We start from the raw sequence: 23392 nt of genomic DNA on the forward strand, positions 1-23392 counted from the left end.
TTAAACTGAAATCTAAATTTAGAAAGTAATTCTGTTTTTAACTTACAAAAGCCTAAAATATCGCAAGTATATGAAAAATTATATCAAACATAAAAATCTGGCGATTTCATTTTTAATACAATCTCTAAGTAAATCCTGAACAAAATTTTCCTCAGGTGTTTAATGTCAATGCTAAAGTATCATTAATGTTTTCTAGAATTATCATTAATTTAACTTAAACCCTTTTATTGTTGAAAATCTTGTAAGAAATCAACTTTTAAATTAGATCTGATCAATAAAAAAAGCTTTTTTATAAAATCTTGATACTAAATTTAAAACAAAAAAAAGACTTATCAATATTTAGGTTCTAATAATAGATAAAATGAGCTTTAATTCGGTTAAACTGCTGAAATTCAATTGCTGGAGCAGGAATTTTTAAAGTATTAAACACTGTGAACACTGTTTTTAAAAAATGAGATTGAGTTTCTATCTTAGTCAAGTCTACATCAAAACTCAAATACAGCTGTCTAAAACTTTCCGTTTTGGGAGCCGAAAACAAATCTTCATTTGCGGCATTGCCGCTAATCATCCCTTCGGCGCCATATCCTATCGCCAGATTGAGCCATTTGGGTATTTTAGATTTTTTATAAAAAGAATGTAAGTTTATCGAAAGCCAATACGTTTGTCCATTGTAATCTTTCAATAACTGTTCGGCTAGAGAGCTTCCTAAAACAGTAGGCCTATATTTGGCATAATGGGTAGTATGGAATGAAAATTTAGGTACCATGCGTTGTTCATTCCAGATTAGTTCTTGTGAAACATACAAAGCTGTTCCTGATGCATTTGCAACTATATCACCGGCCGAAGCCCCCCACTCAGATGAAAAACCATCCAAAACTTCAACAGCTGTCAAAAAAGCAAATCCCATGCCTGCTCCATAAAGCAACTGCTTTTTTTGGGTCGCACCGCTCCATTGCATCATTTCAGCACCCAATCTCCCTAATTGATAGGACGAATAGAAATGCCCCGCTTTATCCATTTGCAACCACTCAACATTATCATTTTTGAAATGAAATTTGGATTTTGGGTAATCTGCATACCATAATTGGTTTAAACCAATTAAAGCAACCGAAGCCAAAGCAGTTTCGGTTATAATAAGTGTATTTTCCCTTTTGACATTCAGGCTATCTGCTGGTTTCAAAAAACCTTCAATTTTATTTTGGGCAAAAGCACTATAATTTCCTAATACTAAAAAGAGTAAAAAAAGTTTCCTTTTTTTACTCTTTAAAACTATCTTTTTACACCTTGACTGTTGATCCAATCCGAATATTTTTTAGCATTTACATTGTGCTCTTTCAAAGTAGCAGCAAATTCATGGTACCCAAAACGTTCTACACTAGCACAGAAATAAATAAAATCATTCTTTTCTGGAGCCAAAACTGCTTCTAATGCTGTTATGTCTGGCATAGCAATAGGTCCAGGAGGAAGTCCTGTATTTACATAAGTATTATATGGTGAAACCATTGTTAAGTCATTATAAAAAACTCTTTTAATAACTTGATCAAAATCATTGTCTCTTTTTTTAATGGCATAGATCACCGTAGGATCTGCCTGTAGTGGCATACCCAATCTCAATCGATTCAGATAAACTCCCGCAATTCTCGGTCTTTCGTCTTTTTTAACCGATTCTTTATGAACAATTGAGGCTAATATCGTGGCTTCAATGGGAGTTAGTCCTTGTACTTTTGCTTTAGCAACACGTTCAGAATTCCAGAAATTACGGTATTCCTTGATCATTTTATCACGAAATTTCACTGCTGATGTGTTCCAGTAAATTTCATAAGTATTAGGAATAAACATGGCCAAAACGTTTTCTTCATTAAAACCATTTTCTTTCAGAAAAATAGAATCCTTGAAAGAAGTAAGTAATGACAAACTATCTGCTTCGATTTGCGAACCAACGCGACCAGCAAAATTCTCTAAACGTTCTTGATTATTGAAGGCTAATTTTACAGGAATATTAGACCTCATGGCTCTCACTAATGCATAACTGTTCATTCCTTTTGTGAATAAAAAACGTCCAGATTTCACATTTTCAGGATAACTCATTTTATTTGCCACCATTTCAAACCGATCTATATTTTCGACATAAGGCGAAACTATTTTTTTAACAGCTTCATAATTGGCATCCGTTGGCACATAAACATAAACTTCATTTTCAACAAATTTAGTGTTAGCCGAAAAAATTTGTTTGACTAAAATAAATCCGTAAACGATTAATCCGGTGACTAAAACAATTGATACTATTGAAATAATTTTTTTAAAGTTCAAAATTTAAAATTTAAAGTTGTTGATTAATTAATTGAAAAACGGCTTCATCCACATAATTGCCATTGATAAGATTCCAATCTTTTTTTATGCCAATACATTGAAAGCCAAATTTAGTAAAAAGAGCCTTACTTGCTACATTTTCGACACCTATATTTGCATACAGCTGGTGTAAATTAAGGTTCCTAAAAGCATACTGAATCAATAATTCCACTGCTTCCGAACCAATATTCTGATTCCTGTTTTCATTACCCTGTATCACTATTCCTATACCCGCTCTATTGTTCTTTGGATCAAAATCAAACAAATCAATCAATCCTATAGCAGGAAAATCTTGATCTTGACAAATGGCCAATCGCAATTGCTTAGCTTCATAAATATCCTGATGTGCATTTTCTAAATATTGTCTTACTAAAAATCGACTATATGGCGTATGGGTATTACTCACTTCCCAAATGCTCTGATCGTTTTCTATGGCATAAATAAACTCCAAATCATTGGGTTCTAATGCTCGGATGTAGATATTGTCTCCTTTTAAGGTAATCATAGCGTTTTGAGTAGGTTTAATTAAATCGAAATGGTTCCTTTAAAAACAAATTCGGCAGGGCCTTTTAGATAAACATTGGTAAACTGATTGTCCTTTTTATCAAAAGAAACGATTAGCTTCCCTCCTTCCACATTCAAATCAATCGAAGTAGCCTGGGTTGCTCCAGTTGCATTCATGGCAATAGCAACTGCTGTTGCGCCCGTCCCGCAAGCCAATGTTTCATCTTCAACTCCCCTTTCATAAGTACGGAGCGAGAAAGTGTTTTCGTCAATTTTTTTAACGAAATTGATATTGCTCCCTTCTTTTCCATATAATTTGCCATAACGAATTTCGGAGCCTTTTTCTTTTACATTATAATGTTCCAAATCGTCAACCAATTGTACATGATGAGGAGAACCCGTGTTTAAAAAAGTATAATCCGACGCCTTTTTGATATCAGCGACATCAATCATTTGCAGCGAGACGATTCCGTCTTCACTCACAGAGGCATGATGCAACCCATCAACAGCATTAAACACAGCCTTATTATCAATTACATCGAGTTTTTTGGCGAAAGCCACTAAACATCTTCCTCCGTTGCCGCACATCGTACTTTGATTCCCATCGGAATTGTAATACACCATTTTGAAATCAACTTTCGGGTCATTTTCTAATAAAATAAGTCCGTCCGCGCCAATCCCGAAACGCCTGTCGCACAAATGGGCAATCTGTTTTATATCTTCTTTTGGAAAAGTATTGGAACGATTATCAATCATCACAAAATCATTTCCGGTTCCTTGGTATTTAAAAAATTCTATTTGCATTATCTTTAGATTGTGTTTCACAAAAGTACGAACTATTAACGAAATGTTAATCATTGTTAAAGAGCGTTAAACTGTTTTTTGTGGTATCATTTTAGCTTTATTTTTACTTAACAAATAACGTAAAAACAAACTCTATTATGAAACAATATTCTCAGCTTTTTCTAGTGTCGTTAGTAAGCGGAGCGATGACATTAGGAGCTTACAAATTACTATTTGACTCCAATGGTTATTTTTCGACCAATAGCAATTCAATAACAACTACAGCGGCCGATTCTTATGCAAAAAAAGTGGGCTTATCCGGCGAAGTACTTGATTTTACCGAAGCTGCCGAAAAAACAATACATACGGTAGTTCACGTAAAAAATGTATCTTATAAAACCATTTCAAATCCGATGTTGGAGTATTTCTATGGATACAAAGGAGGGCAAGCCCAAGAACAAATAGGAACGGGATCCGGAGTAATTATCTCGGAAGATGGTTATATCGTAACCAATAATCATGTGATAAAAGACGCCTCAGAAATTGAAATTACTCTAAACAACAAAAAATCATACAAGGCAAAGCTCATTGGCACCGATTCGAAAATGGACATTGCTCTGTTAAAAATTAATGCCGATGAAAAATTAGCTTATACCGCTTTTGCGAACTCCGATTCGGTTAAAATTGGCGAATGGGTACTTGCTGTCGGAAATCCGTACAACTTAAATTCGACGGTAACAGCAGGAATTGTCTCGGCCAAAGCCAGAAACATAGGAACCAGCGGTATTCAATCTTTCATTCAAACCGATGCCGCCGTAAATCCGGGAAACAGTGGTGGAGCCTTAGTCAATACCCGAGGTGATTTAATAGGAATCAATACCATGATTTCCTCCACGACAGGTTCGTATGTAGGCTATTCCTTTGCCGTTCCTTCTAATATTGCCCGAAAAATTATTGAAGACCTTATGGAATATGGCAATGTGCAAAGAGGAATTCTAGGTGTTCAGGGTGGCGAATTGAATGCTACGGCTTCTAAAGAACTAGGCATAAACCAAACGGAGGGTTTCTACATTAATGATGTGACCAAAAATTCCGGGGCTTCTAAATCAGGACTTCAAAAAGGAGACATTATCATTAAACTGGACAATCAAAACATCGCTACTTATGCCGATCTTTCGGGTTACATTAATACCAAAAGACCCAATGATAAAGTAGAGGTTACTTTTATCCGAGATGGAAAAAATAAAAATGTGACTGTCATCCTGAGCAAAAATGAGTTTTTTAGCACCGAATTCAAAGGAATAGAATTAGAAAACCTGAATGCTTCAGACAAAAAGAAATTTAACATCAATTATGGCGTAAAAATAAAAGCCATCAACAATGAAAATTTGATACGGTACGAAGAAGAACTGAAAGGAAACATCATTCTAAGTATTGACAATGTAAAAGCAACCGATATTGAAACGGTTTCCAAACTTTTAAATAAAAAAGAAGAAAACCAAAGTATTCGTCTCGAAATGATCAATAAAAACGGGGAACTCATTCGAATCATCATCTAAGCTTTCGATCCCCTAAAAAACAAAGCCAGCTTGAAAAAAAACAAGTTGGCTTTTTTTATTAAAAAAAACCGAAAATAGTTTACGAAATCGATTGAAATGGGTACTTTTGCACCAAATTTAAAAAAATAACCACTCAATTTTTACAAATTTTCACCTTATGAACAATACCGTTTTGTATCAAAAAGAAATTTCATTTCAAGTCGACAGACGTCGTGCAGGAGTCGAATTAATCAAAATCATCAGTGATTTATGGTATGACAAATCCATAGAAATGGTTTTGTTCAAAAATCAATTGCTCGATAAAAACGTAAGTGATATTATCAACCTGCATCAATATGCGGGTGAATTTGTGGGCAAACCAATTACAGTTTTTGATTCGGTAGAAATTGCAAGAGTCGTTTTAGAATTAGACTTGCCGCCTTCAAAATTAGATATTGGTAAACTAACTTACGAATACCTATTGGAAGATGAAAAATACCCAGATGCCAGACATTTTGTATTGGACAAATTAAAAGATGCCAGATTCTCTGAAGAAATTCAACCAAAAGACGTTGTTCTTTATGGCTTTGGTAGAATTGGACGTTTATTAGCTCGCGAGCTGATGTCCAAAACTGGGAAAGGAAATCAATTGCGATTGAGAGCTATTGTAACCCGAGATAAAAACGATGCTTCTTCTCTAGAAAAAAGAGCTTCTTTGTTGCGTTATGACTCTATTCACGGAGATTTTCAAGGCTCAGTAACTGCTGATCCGGAAAATAATGCCTTGATCATCAATGGAACCACTGTTCATATCATCACAGCAAATGCTCCAGAAGAAATCGATTATACAGCATATGGAATTGACAATGCTTTAGTCATTGACAATACAGGAGCGTTCACCACTAAAGAAGCCCTTAGCAGGCATTTAGTTTCTAAAGGTGCCGATAAAGTTTTACTTACCGCTCCAGGAAAAGGAGTTCCAAATATTGTTCATGGGGTAAACCAGAACGAGTACAATCCTGACGAAATTGACATTTTCTCAGCAGCATCTTGTACTACAAATGCAATTACACCCATCCTAAAAGCAGTCGAAGATACTTTAGGAGTTGTTAAAGGACACTTGGAAACGATTCACGCTTACACAAATGATCAAAACTTGGTGGACAACATGCACAAAAAGTACCGTCGTGGTAGAGCTGCAGCACTAAATATGGTTATTACAGAAACTGGTGCCGGAAGTGCTGTTGCAAAAGCATTGCCATCCTTGGAAGGAAAATTAACTTCAAATGCCATTCGCGTTCCTGTCCCAAATGGCTCATTAGTAGTATTGAATCTTGAAGTAAACAAAGAAACTTCGATTGAAGAAATCAATGCTATAATGAAAAAATACGCTTTAGAAGGTGAACTCGTAGAGCAAATCAAATATTCTTTGAATAATGAATTAGTCTCTTCGGATATTGTGGGTACATCAGCACCCGCAATTTATGATAGCAACGCCACTATTGTTTCGGCAGATGGAAAAAATATCGTCCTATATATTTGGTATGACAATGAATTTGGATACAGTCATCAAGTAATCCGTTTGGCCAAATATATTGCCAAAGTAAGACGTTTTACGTACTACTAGCCTACAGCTTACAGGTTGGTTATTGCGGTTTGAAATTTTTAGTTTTTAGTTTTTAGTTCAAGTTTTAGATTAAAGTTTACAGCAAGCCAACCTGAATTCAATAGAAAATCCGTCCCGTTATTGCAACGAGACGGATTTTTTTATACTTACAAAAAACAGAAGCTAAAATAAAGAAAATAGATCACACGGATACAGTGCCTTCTCTATGCGATTTATTTTAATTCTCTTTATTCTAGTATCTTTTCTCTTTATTCTAAAAAACTACTCCTTCGCCTTTGTAAGATAGTAAACCGGAATACCAACAAGCATAATTAAAACACCCCAACCACAAGTACTCGTTTTTGTGAACAACAAGGTAATGCAAATTGCGCTCGCGATAATAATATAAAGTCCCGGCAAAAAAGGATACATAAAAGCCTTATAAGGTCTTTCGGCATCGGGCATTTTCTTGCGAAGAATAAAGATTCCTAAAATAGTCAGGATGTAAAATATCAAAACGATGATCACCACAAAATCCAACAAATCACCATATTTACCTGTCATACACAAAGCCGAAGCCCATATACATTGAACCCAAATAGACCAAGCCGGAACACTGGCCTTGTTCAATTGAGCTGCTTTCTTGAAGAAAACACCATCTTGAGCCATCGTATAATACACACGTGCACCTGCCATAATCAAACCGTTGTTACAGGCAAAAGTCGAAATCATAATCATCACAGCAATAATCAGTGTCCCTATAGAACCAAAAATATACTGTGAAGCCACTACACCCACACGGTCAGATTCGGCTGTGGCAATTTCCTGTAAAGGCACTACGGCAAGAAACATCAGATTAGCCAAAACATAAATAACACATACTGTCAGAGTTCCCAGAAACAAACTCAATCCTACATTGCGCTTTGGATTTTTAATCTCTCCCGCGATAAAAGTTACGCCTTCCCAGGCTACGCTGGAAAACATAGAACCCACTAAAGCTGCCGACATGGCCGCAATCAATGCCGTTCCGCTGATAGGTATCCAAGATCCGCTGTTTGTATCAAGTGAAGCTGAAACCCAGGCATTGGTCCAGTTCGCATCCCAAACTTCTGCTTTGGCAGCAACAAGTCCAAAAACGATCAACCCTAATAAAGATAAAATCTTGATTAACGTAAGCACCGTTTGTAAAATCTTAGAGTTCTTTACCCCGCGACTGTTAATGTAACTCAAAAAAACGATGGTAATGATGGAAACTATTTGGGCAGCATTAAGTTTAAAGCCACCAAATTCATATAAAATATTAGTATCGCTAAAAGAAGGAAATATATAGGCGGTAAACTTGGCAAAAGCTACTCCCACGGCTGCAATTGTTCCGGTTTGTATCACGGCAAAAAAGCTCCAACCGTATAAAAAACCTACAAGTTTCCCATAAGCTTCTTTGATGTACACATACTGCCCACCTGCTTTGGGAAACATAGCGCTCAACTCGCCATAACTTACGGCAGCAATTACCGTCGTAACTCCCGTAAGAACCCACATGGCGATAAGCCAGCCGGCAGAACCGAGTTGACGCACCATATCCGAGCTCACTATAAATATCCCCGACCCGATCATAGAACCCACCACAAGCATGGTACCGTCTAGAAGGCCGAGTTCTCTTTTAAAATCTTCTGGTTTGTTGTCTTGCATATAAAACTGAGTTTTAATTTTGGTTTGGCTAAAGATATACTTTTTTTGGAAAAAGAATAAAATATCAATAAAAGTTACTCTTTTAATTGATCTTTTTGGAGCCTAATTTTAATAACAAACCGGCTTTTACCGCAACTAGATTCAACTTATCGAAACACTACTTAAACGCTACGAAATAAAAGTACTGTCTACATTAAAACAAAAAAAGCTAAACTTGTCAAAGTCTAGCTTATTTTTAAAGCGATAAAAAAAATGCTTTTTTTATTTTGCTTTTACTGGCGGCAAGTCAAATGCCTTAGACTCGTGTTCAAAACCATTACGGTGAGAACCGTCGCAAAAAGGTTTATTAGCCGATAAACCACAACGACAAAGCCCTAAAGCAGTTCTTCCTTCTAATCCGTATGTATTTCCCTCACAGTCTGTTATTTCGAATTCTCCTTCTATTTTTATAGATCCATTGCGATTGATTGTCAATTTAGTTTTACTCATAATACTATTTACTTTTATTAAAGTTCAAAGATTGCAAAATATATTTTGAAGGATTTGCATCGCCTTGCTTTTTTAACACTCAAAAGCCTAATTTACATTAATTCTATTTTAGCCAAAAACTAAACATTAGTAATATTGCATCAAAGCTCAAATCGCTTATCAAAATAAGCCTTCAAAAATGACACCTGAACAAGTACCATTAATGCTAAAAGAGTCAAAGCATATAATACAATTTTAGAGAAAGTAAATTGAAACATTGATGTAGAAATTTTTTGATTCAAAAGAACATTTAAATCTGGAAAATCAAACCAGTTTAGCGTTTGCGATTGTGTTCCTGTAACTGTATAGCCTAATAAAATTGCAAAACCAATAAAAATAACAAACCAAGCTGTTTTTGAAATCAAAGGTTTATAAACCGTGGTCTCACTTTGTTTTAAATCAGTAAGCTGAGTCATTATTTGAGCCGTAAAATCAAATGAAGGCGACTCTAAAGTGGCTTTCTCAATCACTCTTCTGGCCAAGTCATCTATTTGTTTATTTTCGTTCGTGTTCATAATGCTCTATTATTTCGGGTTCCAATTTTTCTTTTAACAACGAAGCCAATTTTTTTCTGCCTCTAAAGAGTTTTACTTTGACATTATTGGCTGTCAAACCTACAATTTTAGAAATTTCATCTAAAGATTGCTCTTCAAAATAATACAATGTCAATAAAAAACTATCTTCTTTAGGTAATCTATCCAAACAATCATCTATGGCTTGCCGTTGCTCTTTTTCGGCCAAAGCATCAAAAGCATTATCTAATGTTGCTAGCTCACGCTCCGAAAATTCGTCTAAGACAACTGTCGAATATTCCTGTTTGTACTTCTTTAAAACATCCAAGCAACTATTATAAGTTATCCTATAAATCCAAGTCGAAAACTTAGAATCTCCTTTAAACTTACTCAATGACTTAAAAACTTTAATAAAAGTATCTTGCGCAACTTCCTCTGCTTCTTCTCTATTTTTAAGCATCCGCAAAGCCAAGGTAAAAACCAAGTCCTTATAACGATCAACCAAAACAGCAAATGCTTTGGTATCCCCTGCTACAATTTTTGTAATGTAATATTGATCGTCGGTTTTGGTCATATAAAGATAAGACTGCAACAACAGCTTTTTGGTTACAAAAAAAGTAAAAAAAGTTTTTTTGATAAAAGTTGTAACCAAAATTAGGCTTTCATCGTCCTAAGCTAAGAACACATTAAAAATAATCAATTAAAAAACAAATTATCATGGGACCAGACATTCTAGCCTTACCAATTATTTTCGGAGCAATCTTCGGAGTATTTTATTTATTTTTTTCAACCAGAAACAAAGAGCGTCTGGCACTTATTGAAAAAGGAGCCGATGCCAGTATTTTTATGAGCAAAAGACAAGATACGGCGCCAATATGGAAAGTATTTATCCTGAATCTTGCGGTGTTGTTAATGGGAATTGGAGCAGGCATCTTATTCGCTTTAATCATTCAGGATCTTTTTGGAGTCACGAGTGAAGCCTTATTTCCTGGAGTGATCTTTTTGACTGCCGGTACAGGTTTACTTGTTGGTTTTAAAATGACCAAAGATTTAGAAAAGAAATAATCCGAGTTTCAATAATCAATCAAATCAAACTGCTACTTCATCAATAGCAGTTTTTTTTATGTCAAGAATATCTTAGCTAAAAAGGAAGCTGTCTTTTTTTTATCTGCATTAAACAGCAGCCTTAATCTTTAGCCAAATCTTTTTTAGCCCCATTTTATTTTGTATCTTAGCAGTTCAGTTGAAAACAATGAACAAACCACTTTTTTTTCACACAAACTCTTGTGCATTAGGACTTTTATTTTCATTGTCCTATCTGCATGATGACTCTTTTCTAAAAAGTTCCAAAGACTTTATATAATAATCCCTGTCAAACCCAAGGCAGGGAAATCTTCAGATATCCTTTATATACAATTTTAAACCGTCAATAGCTTATTGATGGCATTTTTGTCATTAAATGCAATCTCTTCAAAAAGACAATTGGCATTTAATGTTTGGGCCGTTAACAAAAATGCGTCAAAATATTGATCCTAAGAGAATAGAAAAATGTCACAAAATATCATTTTAACAACAGGAATTTACGATCTAATTAAAGATCATATTAGAAGAAAAAAAGTAACCCCTACAGAAGAAGAAGCTTTAAAATTACAGCTTAAAAATGCTACTCAGGTAACTCGAAAAAATTTACCGGAAGACATTGTTACGATAGATGCACGCATAACTGTCAAAAACCTTAATTCTGACCAAGAAGAAATCTATACTTTTGTTGCTCCTGACAAAGCAAAAAAAAGAAACAATACCGAATCTATCTTAACTAAAATGGGACTTGCATTAGTAGGTTGCAAAGTAGGAGATGTGATTAATTGGGATTTTGAAGAAGGCGAAAAACAACTGGAAATTATTAAAGTTGAAAGACTGGACTAATAAAAACCAAATAAAAATCAGCATTTCCTTTTTCGGAGGTGCTGATTTTTAATTTAAAGCCAAACGATTAAAAAGTTGCCAAAAAAATACAATTACCTAAAAATCAAAATTTTAATAGTTTTTTTTTATAAAATTTTTAGAACTATCAAAACCCTCTCTTCTTTATTTTTTTCGTAAATTTATCTACTATTCAAACTAAAATTTCGCTTAAAAAAAACATTTTTGACCGAAAAAAACATTAACAACCCAAGATTGCAAATAGCATAACCAGCAAACTACGCTTAAAAATTGAAATGAATATTTAACCAATAAATAATGATCATGGAAAATTTAAGACAAAGACCAAAAGGGGATTTTACCTGGCAAGCACAATGGCAACAATTATATACATTAACAGAACACTGGCAATCTGACTTGCAATTTTACAAAGACGATTTACGCTTTTTAGACCATCTCATTGACAAATATTTCATCTTTTTAACCCAAAAAGATAACTTGGATGAAATGAGAGAATTAACGAAACGACTAACCAACGAAAGTAAAGAATGTGATTCATTAATCGAAAAAACGACTACCCATTTATCTCATCTGGGACAACTTATTGACGATCCTTATAAATATGATTCCCATCAATTTAGAGAAGAACACGAAAAACTTGAGGATGCGATTGCCACTTTTATAAAAAAATTCAGAAAAAACAAAAAAGAAACATTCGCTATTACCGAAAAAGTCATCGGGAAGGAAATTAAAAAGAGACTGATGCCTTAAAATGTAAAAAGCTCAAATAACTTCATAAAAAAACTCCCAAGCATCCTTGAGAGTTTTTTTATGTTTTTTTATTTCAAAACGCTTATAAAACGCGATTAACCTGAGTAAATCTTTTGCTATAATACTTTTCTTTTACCGAAGAAATAATCACTCCACCACCTACTGAGGCATGTATAAATTTAATATCTCCGTCATTAGCCTCGACAACCATCCCAACATGATTGATTTGCTTTCTTCCGTTTGTTTTAAAGAAAATTAAATCTCCTTTTCTAGCTTCCTCTGTGCTAATTTTGGTTCCAAATCTAGATTGCTCCACAGAAGTTCTAGGCAACTGGATATCAAAAGTGCTAAAAGTGGTACACATCAATCCAGAACAGTCAAAACCATCTTTAGAGGTTCCACCTATACGGTATCTTGTGCCAATATTCTCTGAGGCCTTAGTTACAAGTTGATCCAGAAAATCAGTACTATGAAATGATTTAATATTATACTCAGAGTTTTCTTCAGCAATTCTGTCTTTAAACGCATTTTCCGCTTTTTCAATCGCTTTTTCAGCAGATTTTAAGCTTTTGATATTTAATTTATAACCTACTGGAAGGCTTTTAACAATCTGAGGATTTTGTCTTTCCAATTCTTTAACTGTAATACCAAATTCTTTAGCAATTCCGTATTTAGTTTCACGGGCCAACACCTCGCGTACCACTTCCGTTTCCAAAACATTATTATCAACTATTGCCTGAGAAGAAACCGGTGTTTCAATTTTGGCTCTTTCTTTAGAAACATCAATTGTTTTCATTTCTACGACAGCCACTTCCTTTTCAAGGCCTTTTTCAGTTTCTTTAGCAAGTTCTTCCTTCGCTACTGATACCGCTACAACATCATCTGCTTTTACAGGAATGTTAATTTTTTGTCCAATTTTTAAGGCTTCAGATTCTGACATTGGATTCGCTCTATCCAAGTCAGCAACAGTAATTCCATGTTCTTTAGCTATGGCATATTTAGTTTCTTTAGGCAAAACCTCATGAACTATAACCTTCATTGCAACTGTCGTCTCTGCTAAAGATTGAGGTTTAGCAACCACTTCCGTCTTAGGGATTATCTTTTCCGGAGTTGTTGTCTTTTGAATCCCTTTTTCTGTTTCGGCTTTAGCCAATGTTGCGCTTTGATTGGATGCCGTACCTGGAATTTTTATTACTTGACCTTTTTTTAATCCTGATTTCTCAAGAGTAGGATTGATCTTATACAAATCATTAACGGTCAGTCTATATTGCTTAGCAATACCGTAAATGGTTTCTTTAGGAAGTACTTGATGTTCTTTTTCAGGATAATTTGAGGAAGTCTCAACAGTAGTAAGCTTAGTATTCTTTTCTGCTTTTGCAGGAATCAATAAAACTGCATTGAATTTTATTCCCTTACGGGCATCTGGATTAAGTTCATAAATAGCACTGGACTTGATATTGTATTGTTGGGCAATTTTAGAAATTGTTTCTCCTTTTAAAACAGTGTGATTGGTGTATTTTTCCTGGGAAAAAACACTAAAACCACTAAAAAAAACAAAAATTAAGATCCAACTATACCGCACCATAAATTAAACTTTACCAAATTATATTATATCGTATTGATTTACAGATAAATAAACTACTATTTCACATTCTAAAAACTAAAAAAAGATACTTTATCATGCAAAATCACACAAATAAAGCATTCAATACGGCTAATATAGATTATTAATACAAATATCGCAATTTTTTAACCCCTCTTTATATTGATTTTAACAAATATGCAAAGAAAAAGCGCCCTGTTCACACAGAGCGCTTTCCATTTCAGATAGGTGTAAAGTAAAATTAAGCTTTACCAGCTGCTATTAAATTTAACGCTGATCCTGCAACGAACCAACCAATTTGTCCTTCATTATAAGTATGGTTTGCCAAGATTACATCTTTGCTTCCGTCAGCATGAACAAATTCAATAGTTAATGGTTTTCCTGGAGCAAAATCGACTAAGTCGGTAAAATTGATGGTATCATCTTCCTGTATTTTATCGTAATCTGCTTCGTTAGCAAATGTCAATCCTAAAAGACCTTGTTTTTTAAGGTTTGTTTCATGGATACGAGCAAATGATTTCACCAGAACCGCTTTCACTCCTAAGAAACGAGGCTCCATCGCAGCGTGTTCGCGAGAAGAACCCTCTCCATAATTGTGATCTCCCACAACAATAGATGGCACTCCTGCCGCTTTATAAGCACGAGCCACCGCGGGTACTGCATCATACTGCCCCGTTAACTGATTTTTAACCGAATTGGTTTTATTTGTAAAAGCATTAACTGCTCCAATCAACATATTGTTTGAAATATTATCCAAGTGACCACGGAAACGCAACCATGGACCAGCCATCGAAATATGATCTGTAGTACATTTTCCGAACGCTTTAATTAGTAATTTAGCTCCTGAAATATTTTTACCGTCCCAAGCTTGAAATGGCGCCAATAATTGCAAACGATCTGATGCTTCGTTTACTACTATTTGAACTCCTGATCCATCTGCTGCTGGCGCTTGAAAACCTGCATCTTCTACAGCAAAACCTCTTTTGGGCAATTCATCACCAAAAGGCGCAGTCAATTTCACTTCCTCTCCATTATCATTAATCAAGGTATCTGTCAAAGGATTAAAATCCAAACGACCTGAGATTGCTAAGGCAGCAACCATTTCTGGCGATGTTACAAATGCATGCGTATTTGGGTTCCCATCAGCTCTTTTAGAGAAGTTACGGTTAAAAGAGTGAACGATTGTGTTTTTTTCTTGTTTATCAGCACCTGCTCTATCCCATTGCCCAATACAAGGCCCACAAGCATTGGTAAACACTTTAGTTCCCATTTTTTCGAAAGCGGCAATCATTCCATCTCTTTCGATGGTATAACGAATTTGCTCCGAACCTGGATTAATACCAAATTCTGCTTTTGGAGTAATTCCATGTTCTACAGCTTGGTTTACAATTGACACGGCACGAGCCATATCTTCGTACGAAGAATTAGTACAAGAACCAATCAATCCCCATTCTACTTTTATTGGCCATCCATTGGCAGCCGCTTCCGTTTTCATTTTAGAAACTGGAGTTCCTCTGTCTGGAGTAAAAGGACCATTAATGTGTGGCTCTAATTCCGATAAGTTAATTTCAATTAGTTGGTCAAAATAGTGTTCTGGATTAGCGTATACTTCAGGATCACCAGTCAAGTAATCAGCCACTTTATCAGCAGCATCAACCACATCTTGACGACCTGTAGCTGCTAAATACCTTCTCATGGAATCATCGTATCCAAAAGTAGAAGTGGTAGCACCAATTTCGGCACCCATATTACAAATTGTACCTTTACCGGTACAAGACATATTAGTAGCTCCTTCACCAAAATATTCAACAATAGCCCCTGTTCCGCCTTTTACAGTAAGAATATCAGCCACTTTAAGAATCACGTCTTTTGGAGCCGTCCAACCCGATAACTTTCCAGTCAATTTTACTCCTATTAATTTAGGGAATTTCAATTCCCATCCCATTCCCGACATTACATCGACAGCATCAGCTCCACCAACACCGATAGCCAACATTCCTAATCCACCTGCATTGACAGTATGAGAATCGGTTCCAATCATCATTCCTCCAGGAAAAGCATAATTCTCCAAAACAATTTGGTGAATAATTCCTGATCCGGGTTTCCAGAATCCAATTCCATATTTATTAGAAACAGACGAAAGAAAATCAAAAACTTCTTTTGATTGTTTATTGGCGAAGGCTAAGTCGGCTTCTGCGCCCGATTTTGCTTGAATTAAATGATCACAATGTACGGTGGTAGGAACCGCTACTTTACTTTTTCCAGCATGCATAAATTGTAGCAAAGCCATTTGAGCCGTTGCATCTTGACAAGCTACTCTATCTGGAGCAAAATCAACATAATCTACTCCTCTTCCATAAGCTTGCTTAGCAGTACCATCCCAAAGGTGGCTGTATAAAATTTTCTCAGTTAAAGTAAGTGGGCGACCAACAATTTTTCTTGCTGCATCAACTTTACTTGCCATCTGTCCGTAAACCTTTTTTATCATTTCGATATCAAATGCCATAATATTTTGTATTTATATTTGTTATTCATCTTTAATCACCACAAGGTACAAAAAATTGAATAGCTATAAAAAAAGCCTGAGTTAATAACTCAGGCTTTTTGATATATTTAACAGTTAATCAACTATTATTCAACTAACATTTTATGTGAAGGTGCAAACTTAGTTAGGTTAATACCATCTACTGCTGTTATGTACTCTTCTATTGTTGGAGTTCTACCAAGGATTGTAGACAATACTACAACGGGTGTAGAAGAAAGTAAAGACTCTCCTTTTTTACCTTCCGTATCCTCAACAACTCTTCCTTGAAAAAGACGTGTAGATGTTGCCATTACTGTATCTCCTTTGGCCGCTTTCTCCTGGTTACCCATACAAAGATTACAACCTGGACGCTCTAAATACAACATATTTTCATATGAAGTACGAGCCGCAGCTTTAGGAACATTATCATCGAATTCGAAACCAGAATATTTTTGTAAAATTTCCCAATCACCTTCTGCTTTTAATTCATCAACAATATTATAAGTAGGAGGAGCTACAACTAGTGGTGCTTTGAACTCTACTTTACCTTTTTGCTCATCAATATTCTTAAGCATATGCGCTAGAATTTTCATATCTCCCTTGTGAACCATACAAGAACCAATAAATCCTAGATCTACTTTTTTAACTCCACCATAAAAAGATAAAGGTCTGATGGTATCGTGGGTATATCTTTTAGAAACATCTGCATTATTCACATCTGGATCAGCAATCATTGGCTCAGCAATTTGATCCAAATCTACAACAACTTCAGCATAATACTTTGCGTTTGCATCTGGTCTTAGAGCCGGTTTTTCACCTGAAATAATCTCAGCGATTCTCTTATCAGCAATAGCAATCAATCCTTTCAGCACTTGCTTTTTATTGTCCATTCCCTTGTCAATCATGATCTGAATTCTACCTTTCGCCATCTCAAGCGATTCGATCAAAGTATAATCTTCAGAAATACAGATAGAAGCTTTCGCTTTCATCTCTGCTGTCCAGTCTGTAAACGTAAACGCTTGATCTGCATTAAGAGTCCCTAAATGAACCTCAATAATTCTTCCTTGGAATACATTCTCTCCACCAAATGTTTTAAGCATTTGAGATTGTGTAGCGTGAACCACATCACGGAAATCCATGTATTCTTTCATATCTCCTTTGAAAGTTACCTTCACAGATTCTGGAATTGGCATCGAAGCTTCACCAGTAGCCAATGCAAGAGCAACTGTTCCTGAATCAGCACCAAAAGCAACCCCTTTAGACATTCTGGTATGAGAATCACCACCAATAATGATAGCCCACTCGTTTACCGTAATATCATTCAATACTTTGTGAATAACATCCGTCATGGAATGATAAACGCCTTTCGGGTCACGAGCTGTGATCAATCCGAAATCGTTCATAAATTTCATTAATCTAGGAATATTTGCCTTAGATTTATTATCCCAAACGGAAGCAGTATGACAACCTGATTGGTAAGCACCGTCAACAATTGGAGAAATCACTGTAGCAGCCATAGACTCTAATTCCTGAGAAGTCATCAAACCGGTAGTATCTTGCGAACCTACAATATTTACAGTAACACGAACATCTGAACCAGCATGTAAAACCTTACCTGGAGTTGTTCCAACCGCATTAGCATTGAATATTTTTTCTACAGCAGTAAGTCCCTGCCCTTCAACAGAAACCTCTTTTGATGGCGCATACACAAGTGGAGCAGTAATTCCTAATGTCTTGGCTGCAAAAGTTTGTAATTTCTTTCCAAATACAATTGCGTATGAACCACCCGCTTTGATGAATTCCATTTTCTGCGGCGTGAATGCTTTAGAGATGTCAATTAATTCTTTGTCTCCGTTGTATAATTTTTTTGATTTTGTATTAATCGTAAGAACCGTACCTGTTGCTACAGAATACACTTCTTCTAAAACTGGATCACCGCTTTCATTACGAACGGCTTCACCATTAGCATCAGTCTTTTTAACCCAGTTTTTAAGATCCAAACCAATACCTCCAGTTACATCAACTGTTGTAAGGAAAATTGGTGAAATACCGTTTGTACCTGCAACAATTGGCGCAAAATTTACAAACGGAACATAAGGACTTGCTTGTTTACCTGTCCAAAGTGCCACGTTATTCACACCTGACATTCTTGAAGAACCAACTCCCATAGTTCCTTTTTCAGCAATTAACATTACTGATTTGTCTGGATGTTGTGCTTGTAATGCTTTAATTTCAGCTTGTGCTTCAGGTGTAATCATACATTTACCGTGCAATTCGCGATCTGAACGCGAGTGTGCTTGGTTTCCCGGAGAAAGTAAATCTGTTGAAATATCTCCTTCTCCTGCTATAAAAGTAACAACTTTAATTTCTTCTTTTACCTCAGGAAGTTTCGTGAAGAACTCTGCTTTAGCATAACTCTCTAAAATTTCTTTTGCTATTGCGTTACCACTTTCAAATGCAGCAACTAAACGATCCGTATCGGCCTCATAAAGATACACTTGTGTTTTAAGAACTTTTGCAGCATCTTTAGCAATTGCAAGATCATTTCCTAATGCCAAATCAAGAAGTACTTCAATTGAAGAACCTCCTTTCATGTGAGATAATAATTCTAAGGCAAAAGCAGGTGTAATTTCAGCAACTACTGATTGGCCTAAAACAATTTCTTTTAAAAATTTAGCTTTTACATTAGCCGCAGGAGTGGTTCCAGGAACAACATTATAAATAAAGAAGTTAAGAGAATCTGCTCTGTACTCGTTATTTAAATCTTTAATCTGTGTAATGATTTCGCTTAATAATTCAGCGCCATCAATCGGTTTAGGGTGAAGTCCCTGACCTTTTCGCTCTTCGATCTCCTTAATGTAGTCGTTATAAATGTTCATATTATCTTTTCAATGTTAATGGCTAATTTTATTAATTATTTCAAAACAAAACGCCATAATGAGTTAGTGTATTTTTTTGCCCAGCAAATTTAAGTATTAAAGATGAGAATTAAAAAAAATTTAATCGAAGTCCCATTTTGAAAAATTATTATTGCAAAATAACAGAATCTATTGCGTAAAAATGCGAAAACACTAATTTTTCAACCTTAAATTGCATAATCAGCAAACTTTTAATTAAACACCTTTTTAATTAGCTATTAAGACATCCCAGCTTACCTATCCTCTTTTACTACAATGAATCTTATCGACCCCCTTAGATGAAAAAAACCACAACCGTTCTAACTCAAAAACAAATCAGACTATCACTAGATTATCTTCCAAAAAATCTAGAAAAGAACCCTCGACTCTCCTCTTCTTCCTCTTCTTTTAATTCCACTCTTTTTTGCGCATTCTGAGACTGTTCATAATCTAAAATACATTCTTTAACAAACTCAACATAGGTTCTGTTTTTTTCTTCCAAAAAGCCTATCAAATACTTTTCACTGGCTTCGATTCCGCTTACTGATTCAATTTGAAGCAATCTTTTATACAATGGCTCAATATGTTTTGTAATCACATCTTGAGGCACAGCCTTTCTTCTACCAAAATAATGGGTAGTTTCACCATTTTTATCTTTTGAAATTTCAAAGTCAGTAACAACCCAATAGTACCTTCCTGATTTTGCAAGATTTTTAACCACCGCATAGAAATTCTTTCCGCTTTTTAGATTCTCCCAAAGTACTTTAAAGATAACCTTAGGCATATCAGGATGTCTGATAATACTGTGAGGCTGAGACATAAGCTCATAATCTTCATATCCACAAACATCAATAAAAACCTCATTAGCATATTCAATGATTCCTTTTGAATTGGTTTTACTCATAATCACTTGGGTCTTATCCCAGGAAACTTCCTTATCAATTGGAGTTGGTCTTTTAAAAATCTCATTATTCTCGCTCATACTTCTTCTTTTTTTGTAAAATAAATAATCCTACAAAAATAATTTTTGAAGCCTAAATCCTATATGATTTTTGTCATGTTTTTCCCAAATAAAAAATCGTTATGAAGAAAATAGCTCATCCATAACGATTTTTTATTTCGATTTGCAAAAAGCAAATAATTTTAACTAAAAAACAAAAATTAAGCTCTCAAAACAACCCAAGATTTATTCATTTGCTGATAAATCCAAAATCACGTTCACTTCTTCTTCTTTAAGGCAACATAAAAATTTATTTTTTGTTTTAAAAAGAATAGCGGCTAAGAGCATAAATCTAAAACATTTCTAATTTCAACCTTAAATCAACTTGGAAATTATCATTTCTTCTGTGATTCCTTCGGCATCTGCCTTATAATTTTTAATAATTCTATGACGCAATATTCCCACCGCAACCGCTTTTACATCCTCAATATCAGGTGAAAATTTCCCATTAAAAGCAGCATGAGCTTTAGCGCCCAAAATCAAATTCTGTGAAGCTCTTGGCCCTGCTCCCCAATCCAGATAATTCTTGACAAACTCGTTAGCCAAATGATTATCAGGACGTGTTTTACTGACCAAAGTCACGGCATACTCCACCACATTATCTGCCACAGGAATTCTACGGATCAAATGTTGAAAATCAACAATCTCCTGAGCGGTAAATAACGGCGCGACAATCGCTTTCACATCAGAAGTGGTGCGTTTTACCACTTCGACTTCCTCCGCAAAAGAAGGATACTCTAATTTTATAGCAAACATAAAACGATCTAATTGTGCTTCAGGTAACGGATATGTCCCTTCCTGTTCAATTGGATTTTGGGTTGCCAAAACAAAATAAGGCAAATCTAATTTATAATTTTCTCCTGCAATAGTAACGGAACGCTCCTGCATAGCCTCAAGTAAAGCAGCCTGCGTTTTTGGAGGTGTTCTATTGATTTCATCAGCCAGTACGATATTCGAAAAAACAGGTCCTTTTATAAACTTAAATTGGCGGTTTTCATCTAATATTTCGCTCCCCAAAATATCCGAAGGCATTAAATCTGGTGTAAACTGAATTCTTTTAAAATCCAGCCCTAAAGCTTTCGCCAATGTATTTACCATTAAAGTCTTGGCCAAACCAGGAACTCCTACTAACAATGCATGACCTCCTGAAAAAATACAAAGCAAAATTTGATCTACCACCGCATCCTGTCCAACGATTATTTTTGCGATTTCGCTTTTGAGCTCGTTTCGCTTTTGAACCAAATTATGTATTGCTGCTACGTCAGACATTTTATGAAAGTATTTTAAATTAAAAAAGAGTTAGCTTTATGAATTCATAAAACTAACTCTTTTTATTTATTTTATAAAAATTATTTTTTCAGCCAATTGTTTGTAAAATCACAATCTCTGTATTCTCCAAGAATCTTAACATAAGTATCTTTGATGGTTGTGTCAAACCATTTTCCAATCGCTTTAATTTGTTTTTCTTTTAAAGCCAATTCCTTAATTTTAATATAATCAGTAGCATAATCAGCCGTGTGCTCATTTATTCTATTGGTCACCGTGATAATCTTATAGAATTGTCTTCCATTCTCGTCAGTATCTAATATTGGTCGAGAAATTTCATCATCTTTTAAATTAGAAACCTGACTGTAAAGAGACGGATCCATTTTAGTCAATTCAAAACGAGTATCACGTGTATTTGGATTAATCAAAGCTCCACCATTTGCTCTTGTTTCTTTTTGATCTGATTCTGTTCTGGCAGCATCAGCAAAAGTTAATTTTTTGTCAATAATTTTCTCTCTGATTGACGTAATTTTTTCTTTAGCAGCCTTCACTTCTTCTTCAGATACCGAAGGAGTCAATAAAATATGGCGCAATTCTATTTCCTGTCCTTTAATTTTTTCTACATAAATAATATGAAAACCAAAAGTAGTTTCAAAAGGAGCCGAAATTTCTCCTTGTTGAAGGCTAAAAGCAACATCTTTAAATTCTTTAACAAATGGGGTTTTTCTATTCATTTTATAGTAACCACCATTTGAACTGGAACCCGGATCTTTAGAGTACAAAACTGCTTTGGTAGCAAAACTAGCCCCTTCTTCTACTTCTTTTTTGAAACTATTCAGTTTATCAATTACTTTTTGCTTTTCTACTTCAGACACTTTTGGAGTCACTACAATTTGTGCCACTTCCATTTCTGCGCCAAAAAGAGGCAATTCATTTTTAGGTATTTTTTTGAAAAAATTCCGAACCTCTTCAGGAGTTATCTCCACTTCATCAACAATTTTATTGGTCATTTCTGAAGCTAATTTTTGTTCTTTTAAGATGTCAAAAAAACTGGTTCTTAGTTCTTCCTCCGAACTTTTCTTGTACATACTCAAAACCTTATCCATCGAACCCACTTTGTCCAATATATAAGTCAAACGCTCTTCCATCATTCCTTTAATTTCAGAGTCAGTCACTTTAATACTATCCTGAATGGCTTGATGCGCATACAATTTATCTTCCAATAATTTCCCAAGCATCTGGCATCTTGTAATGTCTTTTACAGATCCGCCTTGGGACGAAATTTCAAGAAATGACTTATCGATATCTGAATCCAAAACGATATAATCTCCCACAGTTGCAATAACACCATCAATTTTTTGTCTTTGTCCGGTTTGAATCTTCTTTGCAGGAGCCACAACACTGTCTTTAATAATTTCTTGGGCGCTAATAAGTGTGCTTGTAAACAGTAACAGAAAAAAAAGAAGAGCACTTTTATTATTTATGGAATTCATTTGCATTGTTTTTAATGGCATTATTTTGAAATTTATAGTATGATAAATATTGTTATTTCTTGTCTTTTAATTAATCCGCATAAAAGGATCTTTAATTTTGTCCAAATATACACTTTAAGAGTCAAAAAACGAATTGATTTTTCAATACAATTACTTACAATTCTCTCAACTTAAGGCAAACAAAAATAACAATTCAATTACATAATCCAACTTTACACGCTACTATTAACAAAAAATTATACACAGCTACCATCATCACCATAATTCTCCCAAACGATGACTCTCAATCAATCGCAGTTTTAATTCAAATCAACTGCTGCATCTGAGCGCTATTTTTAAAGTCGGTTTTTAGTATTCAAAGTCTTTCATTCTATCATTAAGTGTTCAACTTTTAAGAAAAAAGACA

Annotated in this window: 19 protein-coding genes; 5 read left to right on the forward strand and 14 right to left on the reverse strand. The window is 35.0% G+C overall.

Annotated features, from left to right (window positions below):
* Positions 1 to 346 precede the first annotated feature (346 nt).
* From LNP19_RS00080 to dapF, 4 genes are all read right to left on the reverse strand, one after another.
* Positions 347 to 1180: a DUF2279 domain-containing protein gene (locus tag LNP19_RS00080; protein WP_230062789.1), complete on the reverse strand. Its 834-nt coding sequence runs from the start codon at positions 1178 to 1180 to the stop codon at positions 347 to 349.
* A gap of 89 nt (positions 1181 to 1269) precedes the next feature.
* The gene (gene mltG, locus LNP19_RS00085) at positions 1270 to 2310 is read right to left on the reverse strand and encodes an endolytic transglycosylase MltG (protein ID WP_230062790.1); all 1041 of its coding nucleotides are present in this window, start codon (positions 2308 to 2310) and stop codon (positions 1270 to 1272) included.
* 10 nt (positions 2311 to 2320) lie between these two features.
* The gene (locus tag LNP19_RS00090; protein ID WP_230062791.1) at positions 2321 to 2854 is read right to left on the reverse strand and encodes a GNAT family N-acetyltransferase; all 534 of its coding nucleotides are present in this window, start codon (positions 2852 to 2854) and stop codon (positions 2321 to 2323) included.
* A gap of 20 nt (positions 2855 to 2874) precedes the next feature.
* Positions 2875 to 3657 (reverse strand): diaminopimelate epimerase, encoded by a 783-nt coding sequence (gene dapF, locus LNP19_RS00095; protein WP_230062792.1) that lies wholly within the window; start codon positions 3655 to 3657, stop codon positions 2875 to 2877.
* A gap of 137 nt (positions 3658 to 3794) precedes the next feature.
* Here dapF and LNP19_RS00100 point away from each other — a divergent pair, with 137 nt between their 5' ends.
* Both LNP19_RS00100 and LNP19_RS00105 read left to right on the forward strand, forming a co-directional pair.
* Positions 3795 to 5195 carry a trypsin-like peptidase domain-containing protein gene (locus LNP19_RS00100; RefSeq protein WP_230062793.1) on the forward strand — a complete coding sequence of 467 codons (1401 nt, stop codon included), beginning with the start codon at positions 3795 to 3797 and terminating at the stop codon, positions 5193 to 5195.
* Positions 5196 to 5352: 157 nt separating this feature from the next.
* On the forward strand, positions 5353 to 6801 hold the full coding sequence (locus LNP19_RS00105; protein WP_230062794.1) for a glyceraldehyde-3-phosphate dehydrogenase: 1449 nt from the start codon (positions 5353 to 5355) through the stop codon (positions 6799 to 6801).
* A gap of 261 nt (positions 6802 to 7062) precedes the next feature.
* On the opposite strand, the gene LNP19_RS00110 is transcribed toward LNP19_RS00105, so the two are convergent.
* From LNP19_RS00110 to LNP19_RS00125, 4 genes are all read right to left on the reverse strand, one after another.
* Positions 7063 to 8469: an APC family permease gene (locus LNP19_RS00110; protein ID WP_230062795.1), complete on the reverse strand. Its 1407-nt coding sequence runs from the start codon at positions 8467 to 8469 to the stop codon at positions 7063 to 7065.
* 261 nt (positions 8470 to 8730) lie between these two features.
* Positions 8731 to 8958 carry a CDGSH iron-sulfur domain-containing protein gene (locus LNP19_RS00115; protein ID WP_230062796.1) on the reverse strand — a complete coding sequence of 76 codons (228 nt, stop codon included), beginning with the start codon at positions 8956 to 8958 and terminating at the stop codon, positions 8731 to 8733.
* A gap of 140 nt (positions 8959 to 9098) precedes the next feature.
* Positions 9099 to 9512 (reverse strand): hypothetical protein, encoded by a 414-nt coding sequence (locus LNP19_RS00120; protein ID WP_230062797.1) that lies wholly within the window; start codon positions 9510 to 9512, stop codon positions 9099 to 9101.
* Positions 9493 to 10083, reverse strand: coding sequence for an RNA polymerase sigma factor (locus tag LNP19_RS00125; RefSeq protein WP_230064250.1), 591 nt, complete (start codon positions 10081 to 10083; stop codon positions 9493 to 9495). The genes LNP19_RS00120 and LNP19_RS00125 overlap by 20 nt, the downstream gene beginning before the upstream one ends.
* A 143-nt stretch (positions 10084 to 10226) precedes the next feature.
* Here LNP19_RS00125 and LNP19_RS00130 point away from each other — a divergent pair, with 143 nt between their 5' ends.
* From LNP19_RS00130 to LNP19_RS00140, 3 genes are all read left to right on the forward strand, one after another.
* Positions 10227 to 10574 carry a DUF6249 domain-containing protein gene (locus LNP19_RS00130; protein ID WP_230062798.1) on the forward strand — a complete coding sequence of 116 codons (348 nt, stop codon included), beginning with the start codon at positions 10227 to 10229 and terminating at the stop codon, positions 10572 to 10574.
* A gap of 483 nt (positions 10575 to 11057) precedes the next feature.
* Entirely contained in the window at positions 11058 to 11435 is a 378-nt protein-coding gene (locus LNP19_RS00135) for a GreA/GreB family elongation factor (RefSeq protein ID WP_230062799.1), read from the forward strand.
* A gap of 321 nt (positions 11436 to 11756) precedes the next feature.
* Positions 11757 to 12203, forward strand: coding sequence for a hypothetical protein (locus LNP19_RS00140; protein WP_230062800.1), 447 nt, complete (start codon positions 11757 to 11759; stop codon positions 12201 to 12203).
* Positions 12204 to 12285: 82 nt separating this feature from the next.
* Here LNP19_RS00140 and LNP19_RS00145 read toward each other — a convergent pair whose 3' ends face one another.
* From LNP19_RS00145 to LNP19_RS00170, 6 genes are all read right to left on the reverse strand, one after another.
* On the reverse strand, positions 12286 to 13788 hold the full coding sequence (locus LNP19_RS00145; RefSeq protein WP_230062801.1) for a peptidoglycan endopeptidase: 1503 nt from the start codon (positions 13786 to 13788) through the stop codon (positions 12286 to 12288).
* Positions 13789 to 14047: 259 nt separating this feature from the next.
* Entirely contained in the window at positions 14048 to 16312 is a 2265-nt protein-coding gene (locus LNP19_RS00150) for an aconitate hydratase (protein WP_230062802.1), read from the reverse strand.
* 125 nt (positions 16313 to 16437) lie between these two features.
* Complete coding sequence (locus LNP19_RS00155) at positions 16438 to 19209, reverse strand: bifunctional aconitate hydratase 2/2-methylisocitrate dehydratase (protein WP_230062803.1); 2772 nt, start codon at positions 19207 to 19209, stop codon at positions 16438 to 16440.
* Between the two features lie 370 nt (positions 19210 to 19579).
* Positions 19580 to 20209 carry a PAS domain-containing protein gene (locus LNP19_RS00160; RefSeq protein WP_230062804.1) on the reverse strand — a complete coding sequence of 210 codons (630 nt, stop codon included), beginning with the start codon at positions 20207 to 20209 and terminating at the stop codon, positions 19580 to 19582.
* Between the two features lie 333 nt (positions 20210 to 20542).
* The gene (locus LNP19_RS00165; RefSeq protein ID WP_230062805.1) at positions 20543 to 21496 is read right to left on the reverse strand and encodes an AAA family ATPase; all 954 of its coding nucleotides are present in this window, start codon (positions 21494 to 21496) and stop codon (positions 20543 to 20545) included.
* Positions 21497 to 21576: 80 nt separating this feature from the next.
* Positions 21577 to 23007: a peptidylprolyl isomerase gene (locus LNP19_RS00170; RefSeq protein ID WP_230062806.1), complete on the reverse strand. Its 1431-nt coding sequence runs from the start codon at positions 23005 to 23007 to the stop codon at positions 21577 to 21579.
* Positions 23008 to 23392 lie beyond the last annotated feature (385 nt).

The organism is Flavobacterium acetivorans (assembly GCF_020911885.1).
Taxonomy (GTDB): domain Bacteria; phylum Bacteroidota; class Bacteroidia; order Flavobacteriales; family Flavobacteriaceae; genus Flavobacterium; species Flavobacterium acetivorans.

Coding starts and splice junctions, on each gene's coding strand:
- dapF (WP_230062792.1), bottom strand. CDS start 3,657: ATGCAAATAGAATTTTTTAAATACCAAGGAACCGGAAATGATTTTGTG.
- LNP19_RS00135 (WP_230062799.1), top strand. CDS start 11,058: ATGTCACAAAATATCATTTTAACAACAGGAATTTACGATCTAATTAAA.
- LNP19_RS00145 (WP_230062801.1), bottom strand. CDS start 13,788: ATGGTGCGGTATAGTTGGATCTTAATTTTTGTTTTTTTTAGTGGTTTT.
- LNP19_RS00165 (WP_230062805.1), bottom strand. CDS start 21,496: ATGTCTGACGTAGCAGCAATACATAATTTGGTTCAAAAGCGAAACGAG.
- LNP19_RS00155 (WP_230062803.1), bottom strand. CDS start 19,209: ATGAACATTTATAACGACTACATTAAGGAGATCGAAGAGCGAAAAGGT.
- LNP19_RS00140 (WP_230062800.1), top strand. CDS start 11,757: ATGGAAAATTTAAGACAAAGACCAAAAGGGGATTTTACCTGGCAAGCA.
- LNP19_RS00120 (WP_230062797.1), bottom strand. CDS start 9,512: ATGAACACGAACGAAAATAAACAAATAGATGACTTGGCCAGAAGAGTG.
- LNP19_RS00110 (WP_230062795.1), bottom strand. CDS start 8,469: ATGCAAGACAACAAACCAGAAGATTTTAAAAGAGAACTCGGCCTTCTA.
- LNP19_RS00090 (WP_230062791.1), bottom strand. CDS start 2,854: ATGATTACCTTAAAAGGAGACAATATCTACATCCGAGCATTAGAACCC.
- LNP19_RS00160 (WP_230062804.1), bottom strand. CDS start 20,209: ATGAGCGAGAATAATGAGATTTTTAAAAGACCAACTCCAATTGATAAG.
- LNP19_RS00150 (WP_230062802.1), bottom strand. CDS start 16,312: ATGGCATTTGATATCGAAATGATAAAAAAGGTTTACGGACAGATGGCA.
- LNP19_RS00170 (WP_230062806.1), bottom strand. CDS start 23,007: ATGCCATTAAAAACAATGCAAATGAATTCCATAAATAATAAAAGTGCT.
- LNP19_RS00100 (WP_230062793.1), top strand. CDS start 3,795: ATGAAACAATATTCTCAGCTTTTTCTAGTGTCGTTAGTAAGCGGAGCG.
- LNP19_RS00115 (WP_230062796.1), bottom strand. CDS start 8,958: ATGAGTAAAACTAAATTGACAATCAATCGCAATGGATCTATAAAAATA.
- LNP19_RS00125 (WP_230064250.1), bottom strand. CDS start 10,083: ATGACCAAAACCGACGATCAATATTACATTACAAAAATTGTAGCAGGG.
- LNP19_RS00105 (WP_230062794.1), top strand. CDS start 5,353: ATGAACAATACCGTTTTGTATCAAAAAGAAATTTCATTTCAAGTCGAC.
- LNP19_RS00130 (WP_230062798.1), top strand. CDS start 10,227: ATGGGACCAGACATTCTAGCCTTACCAATTATTTTCGGAGCAATCTTC.